Annotated in this window: 18 protein-coding genes; 10 read left to right on the top strand and 8 right to left on the bottom strand. The window is 69.1% G+C overall.

Annotated elements, in window-relative coordinates:
* Positions 1-8 precede the first annotated feature (8 nt).
* From PO78_RS20220 to PO78_RS20175, 10 genes are all read left to right on the top strand, one after another.
* Positions 9-683 (top strand): flagellar hook assembly protein FlgD, encoded by a 675-nt coding sequence (locus PO78_RS20220; protein ID WP_004305526.1) that lies wholly within the window; start codon positions 9-11, stop codon positions 681-683.
* Between the two features lie 15 nt (positions 684-698).
* A complete protein-coding gene (gene flgE, locus PO78_RS20215) occupies positions 699-2,051 on the top strand; it encodes a flagellar hook protein FlgE (RefSeq protein WP_004305529.1) in 1,353 nt (450 codons plus the stop codon).
* 32 nt (positions 2,052-2,083) lie between these two features.
* Positions 2,084-2,824 carry a flagellar basal-body rod protein FlgF gene (gene flgF, locus PO78_RS20210; protein WP_043746470.1) on the top strand — a complete coding sequence of 247 codons (741 nt, stop codon included), beginning with the start codon at positions 2,084-2,086 and terminating at the stop codon, positions 2,822-2,824.
* A gap of 248 nt (positions 2,825-3,072) precedes the next feature.
* On the top strand, positions 3,073-3,855 hold the full coding sequence (gene flgG, locus PO78_RS20205) for a flagellar basal-body rod protein FlgG (RefSeq protein ID WP_004305533.1): 783 nt from the start codon (positions 3,073-3,075) through the stop codon (positions 3,853-3,855).
* An 8-nt stretch (positions 3,856-3,863) separates the two neighbouring features.
* A complete protein-coding gene (locus PO78_RS20200) occupies positions 3,864-4,541 on the top strand; it encodes a flagellar basal body L-ring protein FlgH (RefSeq protein ID WP_043746467.1) in 678 nt (225 codons plus the stop codon).
* 10 nt (positions 4,542-4,551) lie between these two features.
* Positions 4,552-5,676: a flagellar basal body P-ring protein FlgI gene (locus tag PO78_RS20195; protein WP_004305536.1), complete on the top strand. Its 1,125-nt coding sequence runs from the start codon at positions 4,552-4,554 to the stop codon at positions 5,674-5,676.
* Between the two features lie 10 nt (positions 5,677-5,686).
* Positions 5,687-6,745 carry a flagellar assembly peptidoglycan hydrolase FlgJ gene (gene flgJ, locus PO78_RS20190; protein WP_043746464.1) on the top strand — a complete coding sequence of 353 codons (1,059 nt, stop codon included), beginning with the start codon at positions 5,687-5,689 and terminating at the stop codon, positions 6,743-6,745.
* A gap of 81 nt (positions 6,746-6,826) precedes the next feature.
* The gene (gene flgK / locus PO78_RS20185; protein WP_043746460.1) at positions 6,827-8,809 is read left to right on the top strand and encodes a flagellar hook-associated protein FlgK; all 1,983 of its coding nucleotides are present in this window, start codon (positions 6,827-6,829) and stop codon (positions 8,807-8,809) included.
* A gap of 14 nt (positions 8,810-8,823) precedes the next feature.
* Positions 8,824-9,732 (top strand): flagellar hook-associated protein FlgL, encoded by a 909-nt coding sequence (gene flgL, locus PO78_RS20180; protein ID WP_004305545.1) that lies wholly within the window; start codon positions 8,824-8,826, stop codon positions 9,730-9,732.
* Positions 9,733-9,737: 5 nt separating this feature from the next.
* The gene (locus PO78_RS20175; protein WP_012585742.1) at positions 9,738-10,214 is read left to right on the top strand and encodes a hypothetical protein; all 477 of its coding nucleotides are present in this window, start codon (positions 9,738-9,740) and stop codon (positions 10,212-10,214) included.
* 11 nt (positions 10,215-10,225) lie between these two features.
* On the opposite strand, the gene fliR is transcribed toward PO78_RS20175, so the two are convergent.
* From fliR to PO78_RS20135, 8 genes are all read right to left on the bottom strand, one after another.
* Positions 10,226-11,023: a flagellar biosynthetic protein FliR gene (gene fliR, locus PO78_RS20170; protein ID WP_004305547.1), complete on the bottom strand. Its 798-nt coding sequence runs from the start codon at positions 11,021-11,023 to the stop codon at positions 10,226-10,228.
* Positions 11,024-11,057: 34 nt separating this feature from the next.
* Positions 11,058-11,327 carry a flagellar biosynthesis protein FliQ gene (gene fliQ / locus PO78_RS20165; RefSeq protein ID WP_004305551.1) on the bottom strand — a complete coding sequence of 90 codons (270 nt, stop codon included), beginning with the start codon at positions 11,325-11,327 and terminating at the stop codon, positions 11,058-11,060.
* Between the two features lie 25 nt (positions 11,328-11,352).
* Positions 11,353-12,126 carry a flagellar type III secretion system pore protein FliP gene (gene fliP, locus PO78_RS20160; protein WP_004305553.1) on the bottom strand — a complete coding sequence of 258 codons (774 nt, stop codon included), beginning with the start codon at positions 12,124-12,126 and terminating at the stop codon, positions 11,353-11,355.
* Complete coding sequence (gene fliO / locus PO78_RS20155; RefSeq protein ID WP_004305555.1) at positions 12,116-12,478, bottom strand: flagellar biosynthetic protein FliO; 363 nt, start codon at positions 12,476-12,478, stop codon at positions 12,116-12,118. The genes fliP and fliO overlap by 11 nt, the downstream gene beginning before the upstream one ends.
* 8 nt (positions 12,479-12,486) lie before the next feature.
* Entirely contained in the window at positions 12,487-12,954 is a 468-nt protein-coding gene (gene fliN / locus PO78_RS20150) for a flagellar motor switch protein FliN (RefSeq protein WP_004305558.1), read from the bottom strand.
* Positions 12,947-13,957, bottom strand: a complete 1,011-nt coding sequence (fliM, locus tag PO78_RS20145) for a flagellar motor switch protein FliM (RefSeq protein ID WP_004305559.1) — start codon at positions 13,955-13,957, stop codon at positions 12,947-12,949. Before fliM ends, fliN begins: the two co-directional genes overlap by 8 nt.
* 12 nt (positions 13,958-13,969) lie before the next feature.
* Positions 13,970-14,542, bottom strand: a complete 573-nt coding sequence (locus PO78_RS20140) for a flagellar basal body-associated FliL family protein (RefSeq protein WP_043746458.1) — start codon at positions 14,540-14,542, stop codon at positions 13,970-13,972.
* A 93-nt stretch (positions 14,543-14,635) separates the two neighbouring features.
* Entirely contained in the window at positions 14,636-16,072 is a 1,437-nt protein-coding gene (locus tag PO78_RS20135) for a flagellar hook-length control protein FliK (RefSeq protein ID WP_052484472.1), read from the bottom strand.
* Between the last annotated feature and the right edge of the window lie 2 nt (positions 16,073-16,074).

Below are 16,074 nucleotides of genomic sequence, written 5' to 3'. Positions count from 1 at the left end.
AGAGAGGAATGAGCAGCGTAACGAACAACCAGGACATCGCGGCGAGCGTGCTCGCCAAGATCAACACGCGCGAGGAGTCGAAGGCTTCGGCCTCCGGCGACATGAACTCGCGCTTCCTCACCCTGCTCACCACCCAGCTGAAGAATCAGGATCCGCTCAACCCGATGGAGAATGCGGAGGTCACCTCGCAGCTCGCACAGATGAGCACGGTCGACGGCATCGAGCGCCTGAACAAGATGTTCCAGAGCTTCGTCGATGGCCAGAGCGCCTACGACTCGATGCAGGCTGCCGCGCTCGTCGGGCGCGGCGTGCTGGTGGAGGGGAAGAAGCTGACCCTCACCGAGGCCGGCGCGGTAGGCGGTTTCGAGCTCGATGCCGCGGCCGACAGCGTGGTGCTGTCGATCAAGGACGCCGCCGGCCTCGAGATCAAGAAGATCGAGCTCGCTGACGTCAAGGCGGGCAGCCAGAACTTCATCTGGGACGGTACCGCCAGCGACGGTTCGCGTGCCGTCGACGGCGCCTACACGGTCGAGCTGAGCGCGCTCGCCGAGGGCAAGAAGGTCACGGGTCGGACGCTCGAGTTCGGCCCGGTCACCAGCGTGATCCGCGGCGCCTCGGGTACCGACTTCCAGGTCGGCTCGCTCGGCATCTTCAAGTACGACGACATCAAGCAGATTCTCTGATCCGGAGCCTCGATCATGTCTTTCCAGCAAGGTTTGAGCGGCCTGAGCGTTTCCTCCAAGGCCCTGGACATCATCTCCAACAACGTCGCCAACACCAACACGATCGGCTTCAAGACCGGCTCCGCGATCTTCTCGGACGTCTTTGCGGCCTCGCTGACCGGCTCGATCTCGGGCAAGCAGGTGGGTGTGGGCGCCACGCTCGGTGCGGTGCGGCAGACCTTCACCCAGGGCAACCTCACCACCACCAACAACCCGCTCGACCTGGCGATCAACGGCGACGGCTTCTTCGTGGTCAGCCGCGAAAACGGCCCGGACGTGTATACCCGCAACGGCCAGTTCGAGCTCGACAAGGAGGGTTTCATCCGCACCCCCACCGGCGAAAGGCTCAAGGGCTTCCAGAGTCCGGTCACCCCGGGCGCCCTGCCCACGCCGATCGGCGGCCTCAAGGACGTCCAGGTGCCGATCGTCGGTTCCCAGCCCATGCCGACCAGCCGGGTGGAGATCGGCGGAAACCTCGATGCGAACGACCTGAGCGCAGCCCAGCGCTACCCACAGCTGTTCGGCTCGACCTTCACGTTTCCGCTCCCTGCGGGCGAGAACTGGCAGGACGCGCGCACCTACAATTTCTCGACCTCGATCAAGGCGTACGACAGCCTCGGGAAGTCGCACGAGCTCACCTACTACTTCGCCAAGGTGACCCCGACCCCGAACGATCCGGTCAACACGAACGAGAACACCTGGAAGGTCTTCACCAGCGTGGACGGCGGCTATCCCTTGGGGGTCGGGACCGATGGCTCGATCGAGGACCCGAGCGTGATCTGGAGCCTGACCTTCAACGAGAAGGGTACGGTGAACACGCCCATCGTCGGGCCGACGGCTGCGAATCCGCTGGCGATCCCGGCTTCCTACACGCCGGGTGCGGACCGCATCCGTTTCCACGTCGATTTCAGCGACATGCGCCAGATCGGTGGCTCCTACCTGATCACCGAGCTCACCCAGGACGGCTACACCGGCGGCGAGCTCGCCGGAGTCAGCGTGGGGCGGGACGGCATCGTGACCGGTCGCTACACCAATGGCGAGACGCGCGAACTCGCCCAGCTCGCGCTGCAGACCTTCCGCAATCCGAACGCGCTGCTGTCGATCGGCAACAACTTCTGGGAAGCGACCACCGAATCCGGCCTCACTGCGCCGTCCAAGGCCGGCGAAGGGGTCGCGGGCGTGGTCTCGGCGGGCATGATCGAGGACGCCAACGTGGAGCTCACCAACGAGCTGGTGCAGATGATCGTGCAGCAGCGCAACTACCAGGCCAACGCGCAATCCATCAAGGCGCAGGACCAGGTCCTGCAGACCCTGGTGAACCTGCGCTGATCCTGAAACCTGCCTGACACGAGAGGCCAGCGATGGACCGCCTGATCTACACCGCGATGACCGGCGCCAAGGGCACCATGGACCAGCAGGCGGCGGTCGCGCACAACCTCGCCAACGTCGACGCCACGGGTTTCCGCGCAGAGTTGCACAAGCTGCGCGCGGTCGAGGTGCAGACCGAGGCGCTGCGCACGCGCGCCTTCACGGTCGACGCCAGCGTCGCCAACGACTTCACCGAGGGGCCGCTGCAGTTCACCGGCCGGCCCTTCGACGTCGCGCTCGCCGGCAAAGGCTGGCTGGCGGTGCAGATGCCGGACGGCAGCGAGGCCTACACCCGCAACGGCAGCCTCGCGGTGAGCGCCAACGGCGTCCTGCAGACGCGCGACGGCAGGCCGGTGCTGGGCGACGGCGGGCCGGTCACGATCCCGCCCGACAACGAGATCACCATCGGTGTCGACGGTTCAGTCTCGGCCTTGCAGCCCGATCAGCCGGGTGTGGTCAACGTGGTCGCGCAGCTCAAGCTGGTGAATCCGCCCGAGGCGCAGCTGGTGCGTGGCGACGACGGCCTCTTCCGCCTGCAGGGCGGGGCGCCCGCGCCGGTCGATCCCAATGTGCGCGTCGCCGGGGGCTATCTCGAGGGCAGCAACGTCAACGTGGTCGACCAGATGGTGCAGATGATTTCGCTTGCCCGTCAGTTCGAGATGCAGACCCGCATGCTGTCGACCGCCGAGCAGAACGACCGCTCGGCCGCGCGGGTCATCGGCGGCCAGGGCTGATCGAGGCGCGCTCCCCGCCGAGCCGGGCTGCGCGGGCCGGGTAGCGTGGGGCGCCCGGCCTTTTTTGCGCACCCGGCCGCTTCGATTAGCACGGTTTTTGCGTTGCTTATCGCAGGATGGTCGGTGACGGCACCGGCCTAGACTGATCCCATCGAAAAAGCGGCAGCACGGCGGCAATTTCAGCTGGGTATTCCAACCCCGCACGGCAAATCCTGCCGCCCCGGCAACGCAAGGCAAAGGAACCCATCATGATCCGCTCCCTGTGGACCGCCCGTACCGGGCTGGATGCCCAGCAAACCTCGCTGGACGTGATCTCCAACAACCTGGCCAACGTCTCCACGAACGGCTTCAAGCGTCAGCGTGCGATCTTCGAGGACCTGCTCTACCAGACCATCCGCCAGCCTGGCGCACAGTCGACCCAGCAGACGCAGATCTCCAGCGGCCTGCAGATCGGTACCGGCGTCAAGCCGGTGGCGACCGAGCGCATCTTCACCCAGGGCACATTGCAGCAGACCGGTGGCTCGCTCGACGTCGCGGTGCAGGGCAACGGCTTTTTCCAGGTCGCCATGCCCGATGGCACCACCGCCTACACCCGTGACGGCGCTTTCCAGCTCGACAGTCAGGGCAACGTCGTCACCGCCAGCGGTTACACCCTGGCCGACAACATCAACATCCCCGCCGACGCGCTCTCGATCACCATCGGCAAGGACGGCACGGTCAGCGTGCTGCAGGCCGGGCAGACCGCGCCGGTGGAAATCGGCGCCATCCAGCTCGCCACCTTCATCAACTCGGGCGGCCTGCAGGCCGCGGGCGAGAACCTGTTCTACGAGACCGCCTCGAGCGGCGTGGCCACGCCCACCCAGCCGGGCACCAACGGCGCGGGCGTGCTCAACCAGGGCTATGTCGAGGTCTCCAACGTCAACGTCGCCGAGGAGCTCGTGAGCATGATCGTGACCCAGCGCGCCTACGAGCTCAACTCGCGCGCGATCTCGACCTCCGACCAGATGCTCGGCCGGCTGACCCAGCTGTGAGGCGCACGATGAAGCTCGCCAGGCATTCGATCGCCGTCGGCCTGCTCGCGCTGCTGTCGGGCTGCGCCGCGATCCAGACCACCCCGCCGTCTGCGGTGCATCAGCCGATGAGCGTGCGCCCCGAGGCGATGGCGACCGCGCTGCCCGCCAATGGCGCGATCTACCAGACCGTGCAGGCACGCCCCTTGTTCGAGGACCGGCGCGCGCGCCGCATCGGCGACACGATCACGATCAACCTGGTCGAGCGCAACACCGCGGAGAAGAGCGCCAACGCCAACGCCACCCGCAACGGCAACATGAGCGCCGGCATCGGCCCCATCAACCGCCTGCCCTTGAGCGGCCTGAACGGCCTGGAGCTCGAGGCCGATGCCGAGTCCGACTTCAACGGCAAGGGCGCGGCCGCGGCCAACAACGTCTTCAACGGCACGATCACGGTCACCGTGATCGACGTCTACCCCAACGGCAACCTGCTGGTGTCGGGCGAGAAGATGGTGGCGATCAACCAGGGCAACGAGTTCATCCGCTTCTCGGGCGTGATCAACCCGAACACCGTCACCACCGCCAACACCGTGCAGTCGACCCAGGTGGCGGATGCGCGCATCGAGTACCGCGGCAGCGGCTTCATCGACGAGTCCAACACCATGGGCTGGCTGCAGCGCTTCTTCGTGGCGATCATGCCGTTCTGAGGGCCGCGCCATGTCCTGTCTCGCCTCCCTTCTGCTGCGCGCCGCGGTCGTCTCCCTCGCCGTGCTGATCTTGCATCCGGCGCAGGCGTACGCCGCGGCCGAGCGCATCAAGGACCTCGCCTCGGTGGCCGGCGTGCGCGACAACCAGCTCGTCGGCTACGGGCTGGTCGTCGGCCTGGACGGTTCGGGCGACCAGACCACGCAGACCCCCTTCACCGTGCAGAGCATCGTCAACATGCTCGGCAACCTCGGCGTGAGCCTGCCGCCCGGCACCAACCTGCAGTTGAAGAACGTCGCCGCGGTGATGGTCACCGCCAACCTGCCGGCCTTCGCCCGTCCCGGGCAGGCGATCGACGTCACCGTGTCCTCGATCGGCAACGCCAAGAGCCTGCGCGGCGGCACTCTGGTGATGACGCCGCTCAAGGGTGCCGACGGTCAGGTCTATGCCATTGCCCAGGGCAACATGGCGGTCGGCGGCGCGGGCGCGCAAGGCGGGGGCGCCTCGCTGGTCATCAATCACCTGTCGGCCGGACGCATCCCGGGCGGCGCGACCGTCGAGCGCGCGGTCCCGACCGCACTCGGCCAGGGCGACGCGGTGCTGTTCGAACTCAACGACGCCGACTTCGGCACCGCGCGCCGGGTCGTCGATGCGATCAACCTGGTCTATCCGGGCGCGGCGAGCGCGCTCGACGGGCGCAGCATCCAGGTGCGCGCACCGACCGACTCCAGCGCGCGCGTCGCCTTCCTCGGCCACATCGAGAACCTCGAGGTCACGCCGGTGCAGCAGGCCGCCAAGGTCATCGTCAACTCGCGCACCGGCTCGGTGGTCATGAACCAGCGCGTGACGCTGCAGAACTGTGCGGTCGCCCACGGCAACCTCACGGTCACGGTCAATATCGAGACCCAGGTCAGCCAGCCGCCGCCGCTCTCGGGCGGACAGACGGTGGTCACCCAGCGCGGCCAGGTCGACGTCGCCCAGGAGGGCGGTGCGCTCTTCAACGTGCGCGGCGGCGCCAACCTCGCCGACGTGGTGAAGGCGCTCAACACCCTGGGCGCCAAGCCGATGGACCTGGTCAGCATCCTGCAGGCCATGAAGGCGGCCGGCGCGCTGCGCGCCGAACTCGAGGTCATCTGAGGAAGTTGCCATGAACAAGGGCGTCCAGCTCAACGCGCTCGATCCCAATTCGCTCGGCGACCTGAAGCGCCTGGCGCGCAGCGAGGGCGGCTCGGACGCGGCCTTGCGCGCCGCGGCCAGGCAGTTCGAGGGGCTCTTCCTGCAGATGGTCATGAAGTCCATGCGTGCGACCACCGGCCAGAACGGCATGATGGACAGCGAGCAGACGCGCTCCTGGCAGGGCATGCTCGACCAGCAGATGGCACTGGAGATGTCGCAGTCGGGCGGCACCGGCCTGTCCGAGATGCTCTACCGCCAGCTTGGCGGCAATGCTGCGGTGCGGCCCGACGCGGCAGGCGAGGCCGGCAAGACCGGCTTCGACCTTGCCGACGTGCGTCGCCGCCCGGCAATTCCTGCCGTGCTCGCGCGCGATGCGGAAAGTGCTGCCGCCCCGCGCCTTGCCGCCTTGCCGGCCGAGGCGCGCGTGCCCGCGCTGGGCGCCGCCGCGACCGCAGGGGAGTTCTCCGCGCTGTCGGTGTACGAGCGCGCTGCGCTGCAGACCCGCCTCGACGCCGCGGTGCGCAGCGCGCGCGATGCCGGCGGGGAGGTGTCGAAGTCCGCGCAGGACTTCGTCACCGAGGTGTGGCCGCACGCGCAGGAAGCCAGCCGCCGCACCGGCATCCCGGCCGAATTCATGGTCGCCCAGGCGGCGCTCGAGACCGGCTGGGGACAGAAGCAGTTGCGTCACGAGGACGGCAGCCCGAGCCACAACCTCTTCAACATCAAGGCCGGCAGTGCGTGGTCGGGGCGTACCGTCGCGCGCGAGGTCACCGAATACGCCGACGGCCAGGCCTACACCGAGGCTGCGCACTTCCGTTCCTACGGCTCGTATGCCGAGTCCTTCCGCGACTATGCCCAGCTGATGACGCGCAGCCCGCGCTACGCCGGCGTGCTCGGCCAGACCGACGCGGCGGCCTTCGCGCGCGGCCTGCAGGACGCCGGCTACGCCACCGACCCGATGTATGCCGACAAGCTCACCCGCATCATCGGCGGCAATACCTTGCGCAGTGCGCTGGCAATGGCGGGCTGAGGACCGGCGGTCGAGGTGCGTATCGAGCGCTGGCAAGGATCTTGCATGTAGAGGCTCGAACCAGCGCATCAGGGAAACATCATGGCGTCCTTGCTCAATATCGGACTGACCGGGCTCAGCGCCTCCCAGGCCTACCTCAACACCACCAGCCACAACATCGCCAACGCGGCGACGCCGGGCTTCCATCGCCAGACCGTCACCCAGGAAGCGCGCGACCCGCAATACAGCGGCGGCGCCTTCTTCGGCACCGGTACCGGCGTCACCGGCGTGGCGCGCAGTTACAGCCAGCTGCTCGAGGGCCAGGTGCTGAGCGCCGACAGCCGGCGTGCGGAATACGCCGCCTACAGCCAGTTCATCAGCCAGCTCGACAACGTGCTCGCCGACGCCGACACCGGCCTCACGCCCGCGCTCAACGAATTTTTCGGTGCGCTGCAGAACGTCACCTCCAACCCGACCAACGTGGCCGCGCGCCAGGCGCTGCTCTCCAGCGGCGATACCCTGTCGGCGCGCTTCCGCACCCTGGACGGGCGTATCTCGGAGATCGCGGAAGGCGTCGAGACCGAGATGCGCAGCACGCTGGAGAGCATCAACGGCTACGCCGCCGCGATCGCCGAGCTCAACGAGCGCATGGTGATCTCGCGCACCGGCGGCGCCGGTTCGGCCGCCAACGACCTGCTCGACCAGCGCGACCAAGCGATCGCCGAGCTCAACCGCCTGGTCAAGGTGAGCACGGTGGAGCAGCGCGACGGTTCGACGTCGGTCTTCATCGGTTCGGGGCAGAGCCTGGTCATGGGCAATCGCGCCAAGCAGCTCGAACTGGGCGACCAGCTCGACGAGAACGGGCGCTCGATGATCACGGTGCGCGCCAACTCGGGGGCGGTGGAGCCGCTCGCCGAGAGCCTCGTCGGTGGTGGCACGCTCGGCGGCCTGCTGGCGGCGCGCCGCGAGGGCACGGCCTCGGCGCAGCGCAGCCTCGGCTTGCTGGCGACCACGCTGGCGACCGAGTTCAATAGCCAGCACGCGCTCGGCCTCGACCTGGAAGGCCGGCTGGGGGGAGATTTCTTCAAGATCGGCGGGGTGCGCGTCGATCCGTCGGACAGCGGCCTGAGCGTCCGGATCGACCCCGGGCAGGTCTCCTCGCTCACCGGCAGCGACTACTCGCTGCGCTACGACGGCGCGGCCTTCCAGCTCACCGACCTCGCCACGGGCAACGCCGTGCCCGCCGCGCAGATGCAGCTCGTGACCGAGGCGGACGGTTCGACCACCATCCGGGCGCAGGGGCTCGTCTTTACCGGCGCGCGGAGCACCCTGACCGAGCCGGCCTTCGTCTATCCCACCCGTTACACCGCGGGGGCGATCGAGGTGGCGAACCGGGACCCGCGCGCCGTCGCGGCGGCGGCGCCGGTGCTGGCCAGTCCGACCAGGGGCGACGGCAGCTCGCTGCGGATCGAGCAATCCGGGCTGCTCAGCCGCGGCAGTGCGGCGGCCGGCACCGAGCTCGGCCTGCCCGCCCTGAAGTACACCTTCAACGCGGTGGACAAGCGCTTCGAACTCGACGCGGCTGCGCCGGGGGCGGCCGGCTGGCCTGCGACCCTGGCCTACGACCCGGCGACCAGCGCCGCGGGCGAGTCCTTCACGCTGGAGGGGCCCGGAGGCGTCCGGCTCGAGCTCAAGATCTCCGGCACCCCTGCCGCTAACGATGTCATCGCGCTCGCCGACAACAAGGGCGGCGTCGCCGACAACCGCAACGCTGCGCTGCTCGGCGCGCTGCAGACCGACAAGCTCTTGTTCGGCAGCGGCGGCCAGGCCACCGCCACGCTCAACAACGCCTATGCGCAGCTGGTGGCCAAGGTCGGCAGCAAGACGCGCGAGGTGCAGGCCGGCGAACGCACCCAGACCTCGCTGCTCGACCAGGCCAAGGCTTCGCGCGACGCGGTCTCGGGCGTGAACCTGGACGAGGAGGCGGCCAACCTGGTGCGCTTCCAGCAGAGCTACCAGGCTGCGGCCAAGGTGATGGGCGTGGCGCAGCGCCTGTTCGACGAAATACTGGCGATCGCCCGCTGAGGAGAGAGCACACCATGCGCGTATCGACCAACATGATCTACGACCAGGGCGTCATCGCCCTGCAAAAGCAGTCCGCCGCGCTGTTGCACACCGGCCAGCAGATCGCCACCGGCCGCAAGATCCTCACCCCTTCGGACGATCCGGTGGCCTCCGCGCGCGCGCTCGATGTCAGCCAGTCGAAGAGCGTCAACCAGCAGTTCATCACCAACCAGGGCTATGCCGACGATGCGCTCAAGCTGGTCGACGGCCAGCTCGACGGAGCCGGCGAGATCATCCAGTACGCGCGCGAGCGCGTGCTCGCGGCTGGCAATCCCGCACTGTCGCCGTCCGACCGCCAGTCGATCGCCTCCGACCTGCGCAGCCAGTTCGATGCCATGCTGGCGATCGCCAACACGCGCGACGCCAACGGCGACTACCTGTTCGCCGGCTACCGGTCGAACACGCCGCCGTTCGAGAAGACGGTCACTGCCGGCACGCTCGGCAGCGACTACAAGGGCGATCAGGGTTCGCGCACCATGCAGGTCTCGTCCTCCCGCTTCATGCCGATCAGCTTTGGGGGCGAGTCGGTGTTCGGGAGCGAGGGCGACGGGGTGTTCAAGGTGCTGGGCGAGTTCATCTCCGCCCTCGAAGGCGGAGGCGATGTGAGCGGCGCGGTGAGCACGGCGCTGGGCGGTCTCGACGACAGCCTGGACCGCACGCTCACCGTGCGCGCGCAGATCGGCTCGCAGCAGGTCGAGGTCGAGCAGCTCGGCTTCATCGGCAGCGATCTCGACCTGCAGTACCAGACCACGCTGTCCAACCTGCAGGACCTCGACTACAACGAGGCGATCTCGCGCCTGACCCAGCAGCGCACCTTCCTCGAAGCCGCCCAGCAGTCCTTCCTCAAGACGACCGGGCTGTCGCTGTTCAACTACCTCAGCTGACCGCCATGCGCCGCGCGCTCCTCGTCCTTGCCGCCTGTTCCGTCCTCGGCTGCGCCAGCGAGCGCGAGGGCACCGGCCTGCTCGACCGCGCCGCCGCGGCCCCAGGGCCGATCGCCGGTGCGGTGGGTGCGGTGTGGATGGCGAGCGAGCTTTCCTACCTCGAGCCGGAGTACCTCGCCGGCATGCTGGTGGCCTACGGCATCTACGATCCGCTCGCGCCGACGTGGTCGATCGAGGTCAGCCGCAGCGGCGAAGACCGTGTGCGCATGGACCTGCACATGAAGCGGATGACCACCGGCGGCGACGGCGAGGCACGCCGGGTCTTCCTGCGCAACGCGCGCGAGATCGTGCGTGCGGGCGGTTTCGCCGGCTTCGACGAGTTGAGCTGGGAGGAGGGCATCGAGTCCACCCGGCCTTTCGCCCGCCGCGTCGCCAGCGGCGAGATCCGCCTGGTGCGTTCGCGCACCTTCCCGGAGTTCTGAGCGCGGCCCTCTCAGGGTGTGGGGCGTGGCGCGAGCGCGTCGAGCAGCAGGCCGATGGTGTCGTAGCTGCGCTCGAAGAGGCTTTGCAGCACCGGCGCGAAGTTGCTCATGATCAGCAGCACGCCGATGAAGCCCGCGGTCAGCGTGATCGGAAAGCCCACCGCGAAGAGGTTGAGCTGCGGCGCCGCGCGGGTCAGCACGCCGAGCGCGATGTTGGCCACCAGCAAGACCGCGATCACCGGCAGCGACAGCAGCAGCCCCGCCGAGAACACCGTGATGCCGCTGCGCGCGAGGAAGGCCCAGCCGCCGGCATCCACCGCATCGGTCGCCACCGGCAGCCACTCGAAGCTGCGCACCAGGAGGTCGATCATCAGCAGGTGGCCGTCGATGGCGAGGAAGATCAGGGTCGCGAGCAGGTTGAGGAAGTCGGACAGCACCGCGGTCTGCCCGCCCGCGTCGGGGTCGAAGAAGACCGCGAACGAGAGGCCCATCTGCATCCCGATCAGGGCGCCGGCCATGTCCACCGCAGCGAATACGATGCGCATCACGAAGCCGATGGCGATGCCGATCAGGATCTGCTGCGCGAAGATCGCCAGGCCCAGTCCGCCGCCGGGTGGCACCTGCGGCATCGGCGGCAGGACCGGCAGCACCGCCATCGCCACGCCCAGCCCGATCGCCAGGCGGATGCGCACCGACACGCCACGGTTGGAGAACACCGGCGCCGACGCGAACAGCCCGAGCAGGCGCCCGAGCGGGAACATCAGCGCCGCCAGCCAGGCGTCGAGCTGGGCTGCGGTGACGGAGAGCATGGTGGCGGGGAAGGGCGAGGGGCGGGGAGGAGGCTCAGCCGATCATCGCCGGGATCGACTCGAACAGCCGGCGGATGAAGTCGGTGAGCAGGGTGATCATCCACGGCCCGGCCAGCACCAGGGTCACGAAGATCGCCACCAGCTTGGGCACGAAGGAGAGCGTCATCTCGTTGATCTGGGTGGCGGCCTGAAAGATGCTGATGATCAGGCCGGTGACGAGCGCGGCGAGGAAGAGCGGCGCCGACACCATCAGGGTGACCTCGATGGCCTGGCGGCCGAGCTCGATGACGGTGGTGGGGGTCATGGCGTTTGTCCTCGGGCAGGCGCGGTCACACCGCGAAGCTCTGCACCAGCGAGCCGATCAGCAGCGTCCAGCCGTCGACCAGCACGAACAGCATGATCTTGAAAGGCAGCGACACGATCACCGGCGACATCATCATCATGCCCATGGACATCAGCACCGAGGCCACGACCATGTCGATGATGATGAAGGGGATGAAGACGATGAAGCCGATCTGGAAGGCGGTCTTGAGCTCGGAGGTGACGAAGGCGGGGATCACCACCCGCATCGGCAGGTCCTCGGCCTTGTCCACCGGCGGCAGCTTGGCCAGCCCGGCGAAGAGCGCGAGGTCGGGCTCGCGCACCTGCTTGAGCATGAAGCCCTTGACCGGCACCGAGGCGCGCTCGAGCGCCTCGTCGAACTGGATGCGGCCTTCGGACATGGGCAGATAGGCCTCCGTGTATACGCGCTCGCCGACCGGCGCCATCACGAAGAAGGTGAGGAAGAGGGCGAGGCCCAGCAGCACCTGGTTGGGCGGCGCGGTCTGCGTGCCCATGGCCTGGCGCAGCAGCGAGAACACGATGACGATGCGGGTGAAGCAGGTTGTCATCAGCACCAACGCCGGGATGAAGCTCAGGAGCGTCATCAGCATTAGCGTCTGGATGGTCAGGCTGTAGGTCGTGCCGCCGCCCGCCGCCGGGCTGGTGGTGAGCGCGGGCAGGGCCTGCGCCGTCGCCAGCAGGGGCAGGCCGGCGAGCGCGCAGGCGAGCGCGAGGCGCAGCAGTGCCACGGGGTGGCTCGGGGCGCGGCGCTCAGGCTTCATCGCGGCGTTCCCTGCGTTGCGCAGCCTGGCGCAGCCAGGTGGCGAAGGTCTTGCCGCCCGGCAGGGGCTGGGCCGGCAGGTCGGCGGGCAGCGGCAGGTCGGCGCGCTTGAGTTCGTGCAGGCGCGCGACGCTGCCGGGCGCCACGCCCAGCACCAGCACGTCTTCACCGATCTCGACCAGCACCACGCGCTCGCGCGGGCCGACCGCGGCCGCGCCGAGCACCTTGATCGCCGCGCCGCCGCCGCGCGGGGCGGACAGGCGGCGTAGCAGCCACAGGCAGGCGAACAGCAGGCCGACCACCACCGCCAGGCCGAAGCTCATCTGCACGAGACTGGCGCCGAGTTCGGGCATCGCGCTGCTCAGTTGCGGATCTTCCGCATGCGCTCGGCGGGGGTGATGATGTCGGTGAGGCGGATGCCGAACTTGTCGTTGACCACCACGACCTCGCCCTGGGCGATCAGGGTGCCGTTCACCAGCACATCCATGGGCTCGCCGGCCAGGCCGTCGAGCTCGACCACCGAGCCGTGCGCGAGCTGCAGCAGGTTACGGATCGACAGCTTGGTGCGCCCGAGCTCCACGGTGATCTGCACCGGGATGTCGAGGATCATGTCGAAGTCGTTGAGCGCGCCCGGCTTGCCCGCCGGGGCGCCGAAGTCCTCGAAGAGCTGGCTGGCGGGGCGGGCCTGGTAGGGCGAGTCGCCCATCGCCGCGGCCGCAAGCTCGGCGGCGACCCGATCGGCTTCGCTGTCGCCGCCTTCCTCGGCGGCGGCCTGTTCCTGCATCGCGGCTGCCCAGTCGTCGTCGGTAATCAGGTTCTCGTCAGCCATTCTGGGCTCCCGGAATCATGGGGGGTTCGTTGTCCTCGGCGGTGATGAAGCGCTCCACGCGCAGCGCATAGCGCCCGTTGCGCGTGCCCTGGCGGCATTCGAACACCGGCACGCCGTCGACCTCGGCCTGCAGCACCGGCTGCACCGCGAGCGGGATCACATCGCCGACGCGCATGTCGACGATGTCGCGCAGGCTCACCCGCGCCGTGCCGAACGAGCATGCGAGTTCCACCTCGGCGGTCTGCAACTGACGTGTCAGCAGCTTGATCCAGCGCCGGTCCGAGGTGAGGTGGTCGCTCTGCATCGAGGAATAGAGCAGGTCGCGGATCGGCTCCAGCATCGAGTACGGGAAGCAGATGTGCATCTCCGCCTGCGAGCCGCCGAACTCGACCGAGAGGCTGGTCGACACCACCACCTCGGAGGGCGTCGCGATGTTGGCGAACTGCGAGTTCATCTCCGAGCGGATGAACTCGGGCTGCAGATTGAACACCGGTGCCCAGGCGCGCACGTATTCGGCAAACACGACGTCGAGCATGCCGCGGATGATGCGCTGCTCGGTCGGGGTGAAATCGCGGCCCTCCACGCGGGTGTGGAAGCGCCCGTCGCCGCCGAACATGTTGTCCACCACCAGGAAGACCAGGTTGGGGTCGAACACGACCAGCCCGGTGCCGCGCAGCGGCTTGGCGGTGATCAGGTTGAGATTGGTCGGCACCACCAGGTTGCGCACGAACTCGGCGTACTTCTGCACCTTGATCGGCCCCGCCGACACCTCGGCGTTGCGGTGCATGTAGTTGAACAGGCCGATGCGCAGGTAGCGCGCGAAGCGCTCGTTGATGAGCTCGAGCGTGGGCATGCGCCCGCGCACGATGCGTTCCTGGGTGGCGAGGTTGTAGGGGCGTACGCCCTCGACGCCGGCTTCGTCCGCGACCGGCTCGTCCGACTCGCCGGTGACGCCCCGCAGCAGGGCGTCGACCTCTTCCTGGGAGAGAAAGTCCGCGGACATGGCGGCGATCCCTTACTGGATGATGAAGGAGGTGAACAGCACGGCCTGCACCGGGCCGTTGGGCACCGGCTTGCCGGCGGCGTCGCGCACCGGCTTGAAGCCGAGCGCCTCGTTCACGCTCTCGGTGATCGCCAGCGACAAGGCCTCGCGGCCCTCGACGGTGGCCACCTCGGACGGCAGCTTGCTCGACAGCAGCAGGTTGATGCGGTGGCGGATCTCCGGCATGAAGGCCTTCAGCGTCGGGTCCATGGTCGCGTCGGCCACGCGCATCACGGCGACCACCTGCAGGTAGTGGTCGCCCTCGTCGCGGCGCAGGTTGACCGTGAAGGCGTCGAGCGGGATGAAGGTGGGCGGCTTGGTGAGGTCCACCGTGCCGGTGGTGTGCAGCTGCTGCGCAGCCGGCGCGGCGTGGGCCGCCGGCTCCTCGTGCTCCTTGTCCTTGCCGCCCTTGAGCAGCAGCAGCGCGACGAGCGCGCCGAGCACGAGCACGATCACCACGAGCACGATGATGAGGATCAGGCCGAGCTTGCCCTTCTTCTTGGGGGTCTCGTCGCCTTCCTCGGTCTTTGCCGGCGCCTTGGCCATGCGAATCTCCTGTAGTACAGATTGAATTATCCGGGAGGTCCGCACCCGCCAAAGCGCCGATTAGTGGGGCAAGCCCGCCCCAATTCGCGCGCTTCAGGCGAAGGTGTCGACCATCCCCTGTTGCTGTTTCAGCCACACCCCGGCACCGCCGGTGCCGGCGTGGCCACTCGCGCCCGCCTCGCCGCGCTCGCCACGACCGCCGCTGCCTTCCCGTCCATCGCCCTCGCGGCCCTGGCCGGAGGTGCTCACGTTGGCGTCGCCCAGCAGGATGCCGGCCTGCTGCAGCGCCTCGCGCAGCTGCGGCAGCGCGCGCTCGAGCGCGTCGCGCGCGGCCTGGCTCGAGGCGATGAACTGCGCCGTCGTCTGGTCGCCGGCGAGGTTGATCGACACCTCGAGCTTGCCCATGTTCGGCGGCGTCAGCACGAGTTCGGCCTTGCTCTCGGCACGGCCGAGCATCCAGCGCACCTGATTGCCGACGTCTTCCGCCCAGCCCTGCTCGCCGGCCGGGGTCGCCACCGGCAGCTGCGGCGATGCGGCGTGCGCGGAGGACGCCTGGCGCAGCAGATGTGTCGCGCCAGGCGTGTGCGCCAGGCCGGCCGGCAGGTTGCCGTTCGCGTTGCTCGTGCCCGGCACCTCGAAGCCATCCGCCGCGGTGCCGCCTGCACCGGCGCCGCTCGCGCCGCGAGCCGCCATGGTTGCGGCGGCGAACTCGCGGCCCTGGAGCAGGAAGGCCGGCGTGGCGTTGCCATCGGGACCGGTGTTGCCGCCAGCCGTGGCCGACAGATCGGTTTTCGGCAGCAGTGCGGAATTCTGAAGCGACTTGCGCCCGCCGTCCGCAACCAGCTGCAGCGTGCCCGCTTCGGAGCCGGTCGCATCCGCGCCGGAGGGGGCTTCGGCGCGACCGGCGAGCAGTGCGGCAATCGCTGCCGGCAGGCCGGCAAGGGCTGCCGGGTCGGTGGGCGAGCTTGCCGTCGCGGTGACCGTATCGGCAGATGTTGCGTCGGCGTCGACCGCGGCGCCCGCGGCCAGGGCGGCGAGGCGCGCGGCGTGGCCCGCCTGGCTCGCGACGGCCTGCGGCGAAGCGGCGGCAGCGGCTGCTTCGCCGGCGGCGTCCGCCTGCGCGGTGGCGGCGTCCTCGCCGGCGGCGGCGCCCGCCCCGCCGGTGCGAGCGTCCGCAGCGCCCTTGTCAGGTGCGGACGTACCGGAAGCGGCGGCCTTGCCTGCGTCCGCCTGTGTGGCGGGCCCGGCGCTGCGGTCACCCGCGGCGGGGCCGCTGCCGGCAGGGCGCTCGGGCTCGCGTGCGGGTTCGGCGGAGGCCGTGCGCTCGGGCGGTCGCGGGGCAGGGGGGGGCGACTCGGGCTTGCGCGGCGCCGGCTCGGGCGTGTTCATGCGGTTCTCGAGCGTGCGCGAGAAGCTGTCGGGCTGCGCGCCCAGGCCGTCCAGGGCGGAGATGCCGATGCGGGCCTGCTGCGCGCCGAGGCGAAGCTGCGCGACGTTGCCGAGACTGGAGGGGGAGAACGGTGCGGACATGG

The sequence above is a fragment of the Thauera sp. SWB20 genome, from assembly GCF_000831325.1.
Lineage (GTDB): Bacteria > Pseudomonadota > Gammaproteobacteria > Burkholderiales > Rhodocyclaceae > Thauera > Thauera aminoaromatica.
The sequence above is the reverse complement of the archived record's forward strand: the minus strand, read 5'-3'. Positions and strand labels throughout refer to the sequence as shown.

Excerpts from the sequence above, each read along its gene's own strand:
- PO78_RS20140 (WP_043746458.1), bottom strand. The coding sequence starts at position 14,542 with ATGGCCAAGGCGCCGGCAAAGACCGAGGAAGGCGACGAGACCCCCAAG.
- fliR (WP_004305547.1), bottom strand. The coding sequence starts at position 11,023 with ATGCTCTCCGTCACCGCAGCCCAGCTCGACGCCTGGCTGGCGGCGCTG.
- fliP (WP_004305553.1), bottom strand. The coding sequence starts at position 12,126 with ATGAAGCCTGAGCGCCGCGCCCCGAGCCACCCCGTGGCACTGCTGCGC.
- flgG (WP_004305533.1), top strand. The coding sequence starts at position 3,073 with ATGATCCGCTCCCTGTGGACCGCCCGTACCGGGCTGGATGCCCAGCAA.
- flgE (WP_004305529.1), top strand. The coding sequence starts at position 699 with ATGTCTTTCCAGCAAGGTTTGAGCGGCCTGAGCGTTTCCTCCAAGGCC.
- fliQ (WP_004305551.1), bottom strand. The coding sequence starts at position 11,327 with ATGACCCCCACCACCGTCATCGAGCTCGGCCGCCAGGCCATCGAGGTC.
- flgJ (WP_043746464.1), top strand. The coding sequence starts at position 5,687 with ATGAACAAGGGCGTCCAGCTCAACGCGCTCGATCCCAATTCGCTCGGC.
- fliN (WP_004305558.1), bottom strand. The coding sequence starts at position 12,954 with ATGGCTGACGAGAACCTGATTACCGACGACGACTGGGCAGCCGCGATG.
- flgK (WP_043746460.1), top strand. The coding sequence starts at position 6,827 with ATGGCGTCCTTGCTCAATATCGGACTGACCGGGCTCAGCGCCTCCCAG.
- fliO (WP_004305555.1), bottom strand. The coding sequence starts at position 12,478 with ATGCCCGAACTCGGCGCCAGTCTCGTGCAGATGAGCTTCGGCCTGGCG.
- flgF (WP_043746470.1), top strand. The coding sequence starts at position 2,084 with ATGGACCGCCTGATCTACACCGCGATGACCGGCGCCAAGGGCACCATG.
- PO78_RS20195 (WP_004305536.1), top strand. The coding sequence starts at position 4,552 with ATGTCCTGTCTCGCCTCCCTTCTGCTGCGCGCCGCGGTCGTCTCCCTC.
- PO78_RS20135 (WP_052484472.1), bottom strand. The coding sequence starts at position 16,072 with ATGTCCGCACCGTTCTCCCCCTCCAGTCTCGGCAACGTCGCGCAGCTT.
- PO78_RS20200 (WP_043746467.1), top strand. The coding sequence starts at position 3,864 with ATGAAGCTCGCCAGGCATTCGATCGCCGTCGGCCTGCTCGCGCTGCTG.
- PO78_RS20220 (WP_004305526.1), top strand. The coding sequence starts at position 9 with ATGAGCAGCGTAACGAACAACCAGGACATCGCGGCGAGCGTGCTCGCC.
- PO78_RS20175 (WP_012585742.1), top strand. The coding sequence starts at position 9,738 with ATGCGCCGCGCGCTCCTCGTCCTTGCCGCCTGTTCCGTCCTCGGCTGC.
- flgL (WP_004305545.1), top strand. The coding sequence starts at position 8,824 with ATGCGCGTATCGACCAACATGATCTACGACCAGGGCGTCATCGCCCTG.
- fliM (WP_004305559.1), bottom strand. The coding sequence starts at position 13,957 with ATGTCCGCGGACTTTCTCTCCCAGGAAGAGGTCGACGCCCTGCTGCGG.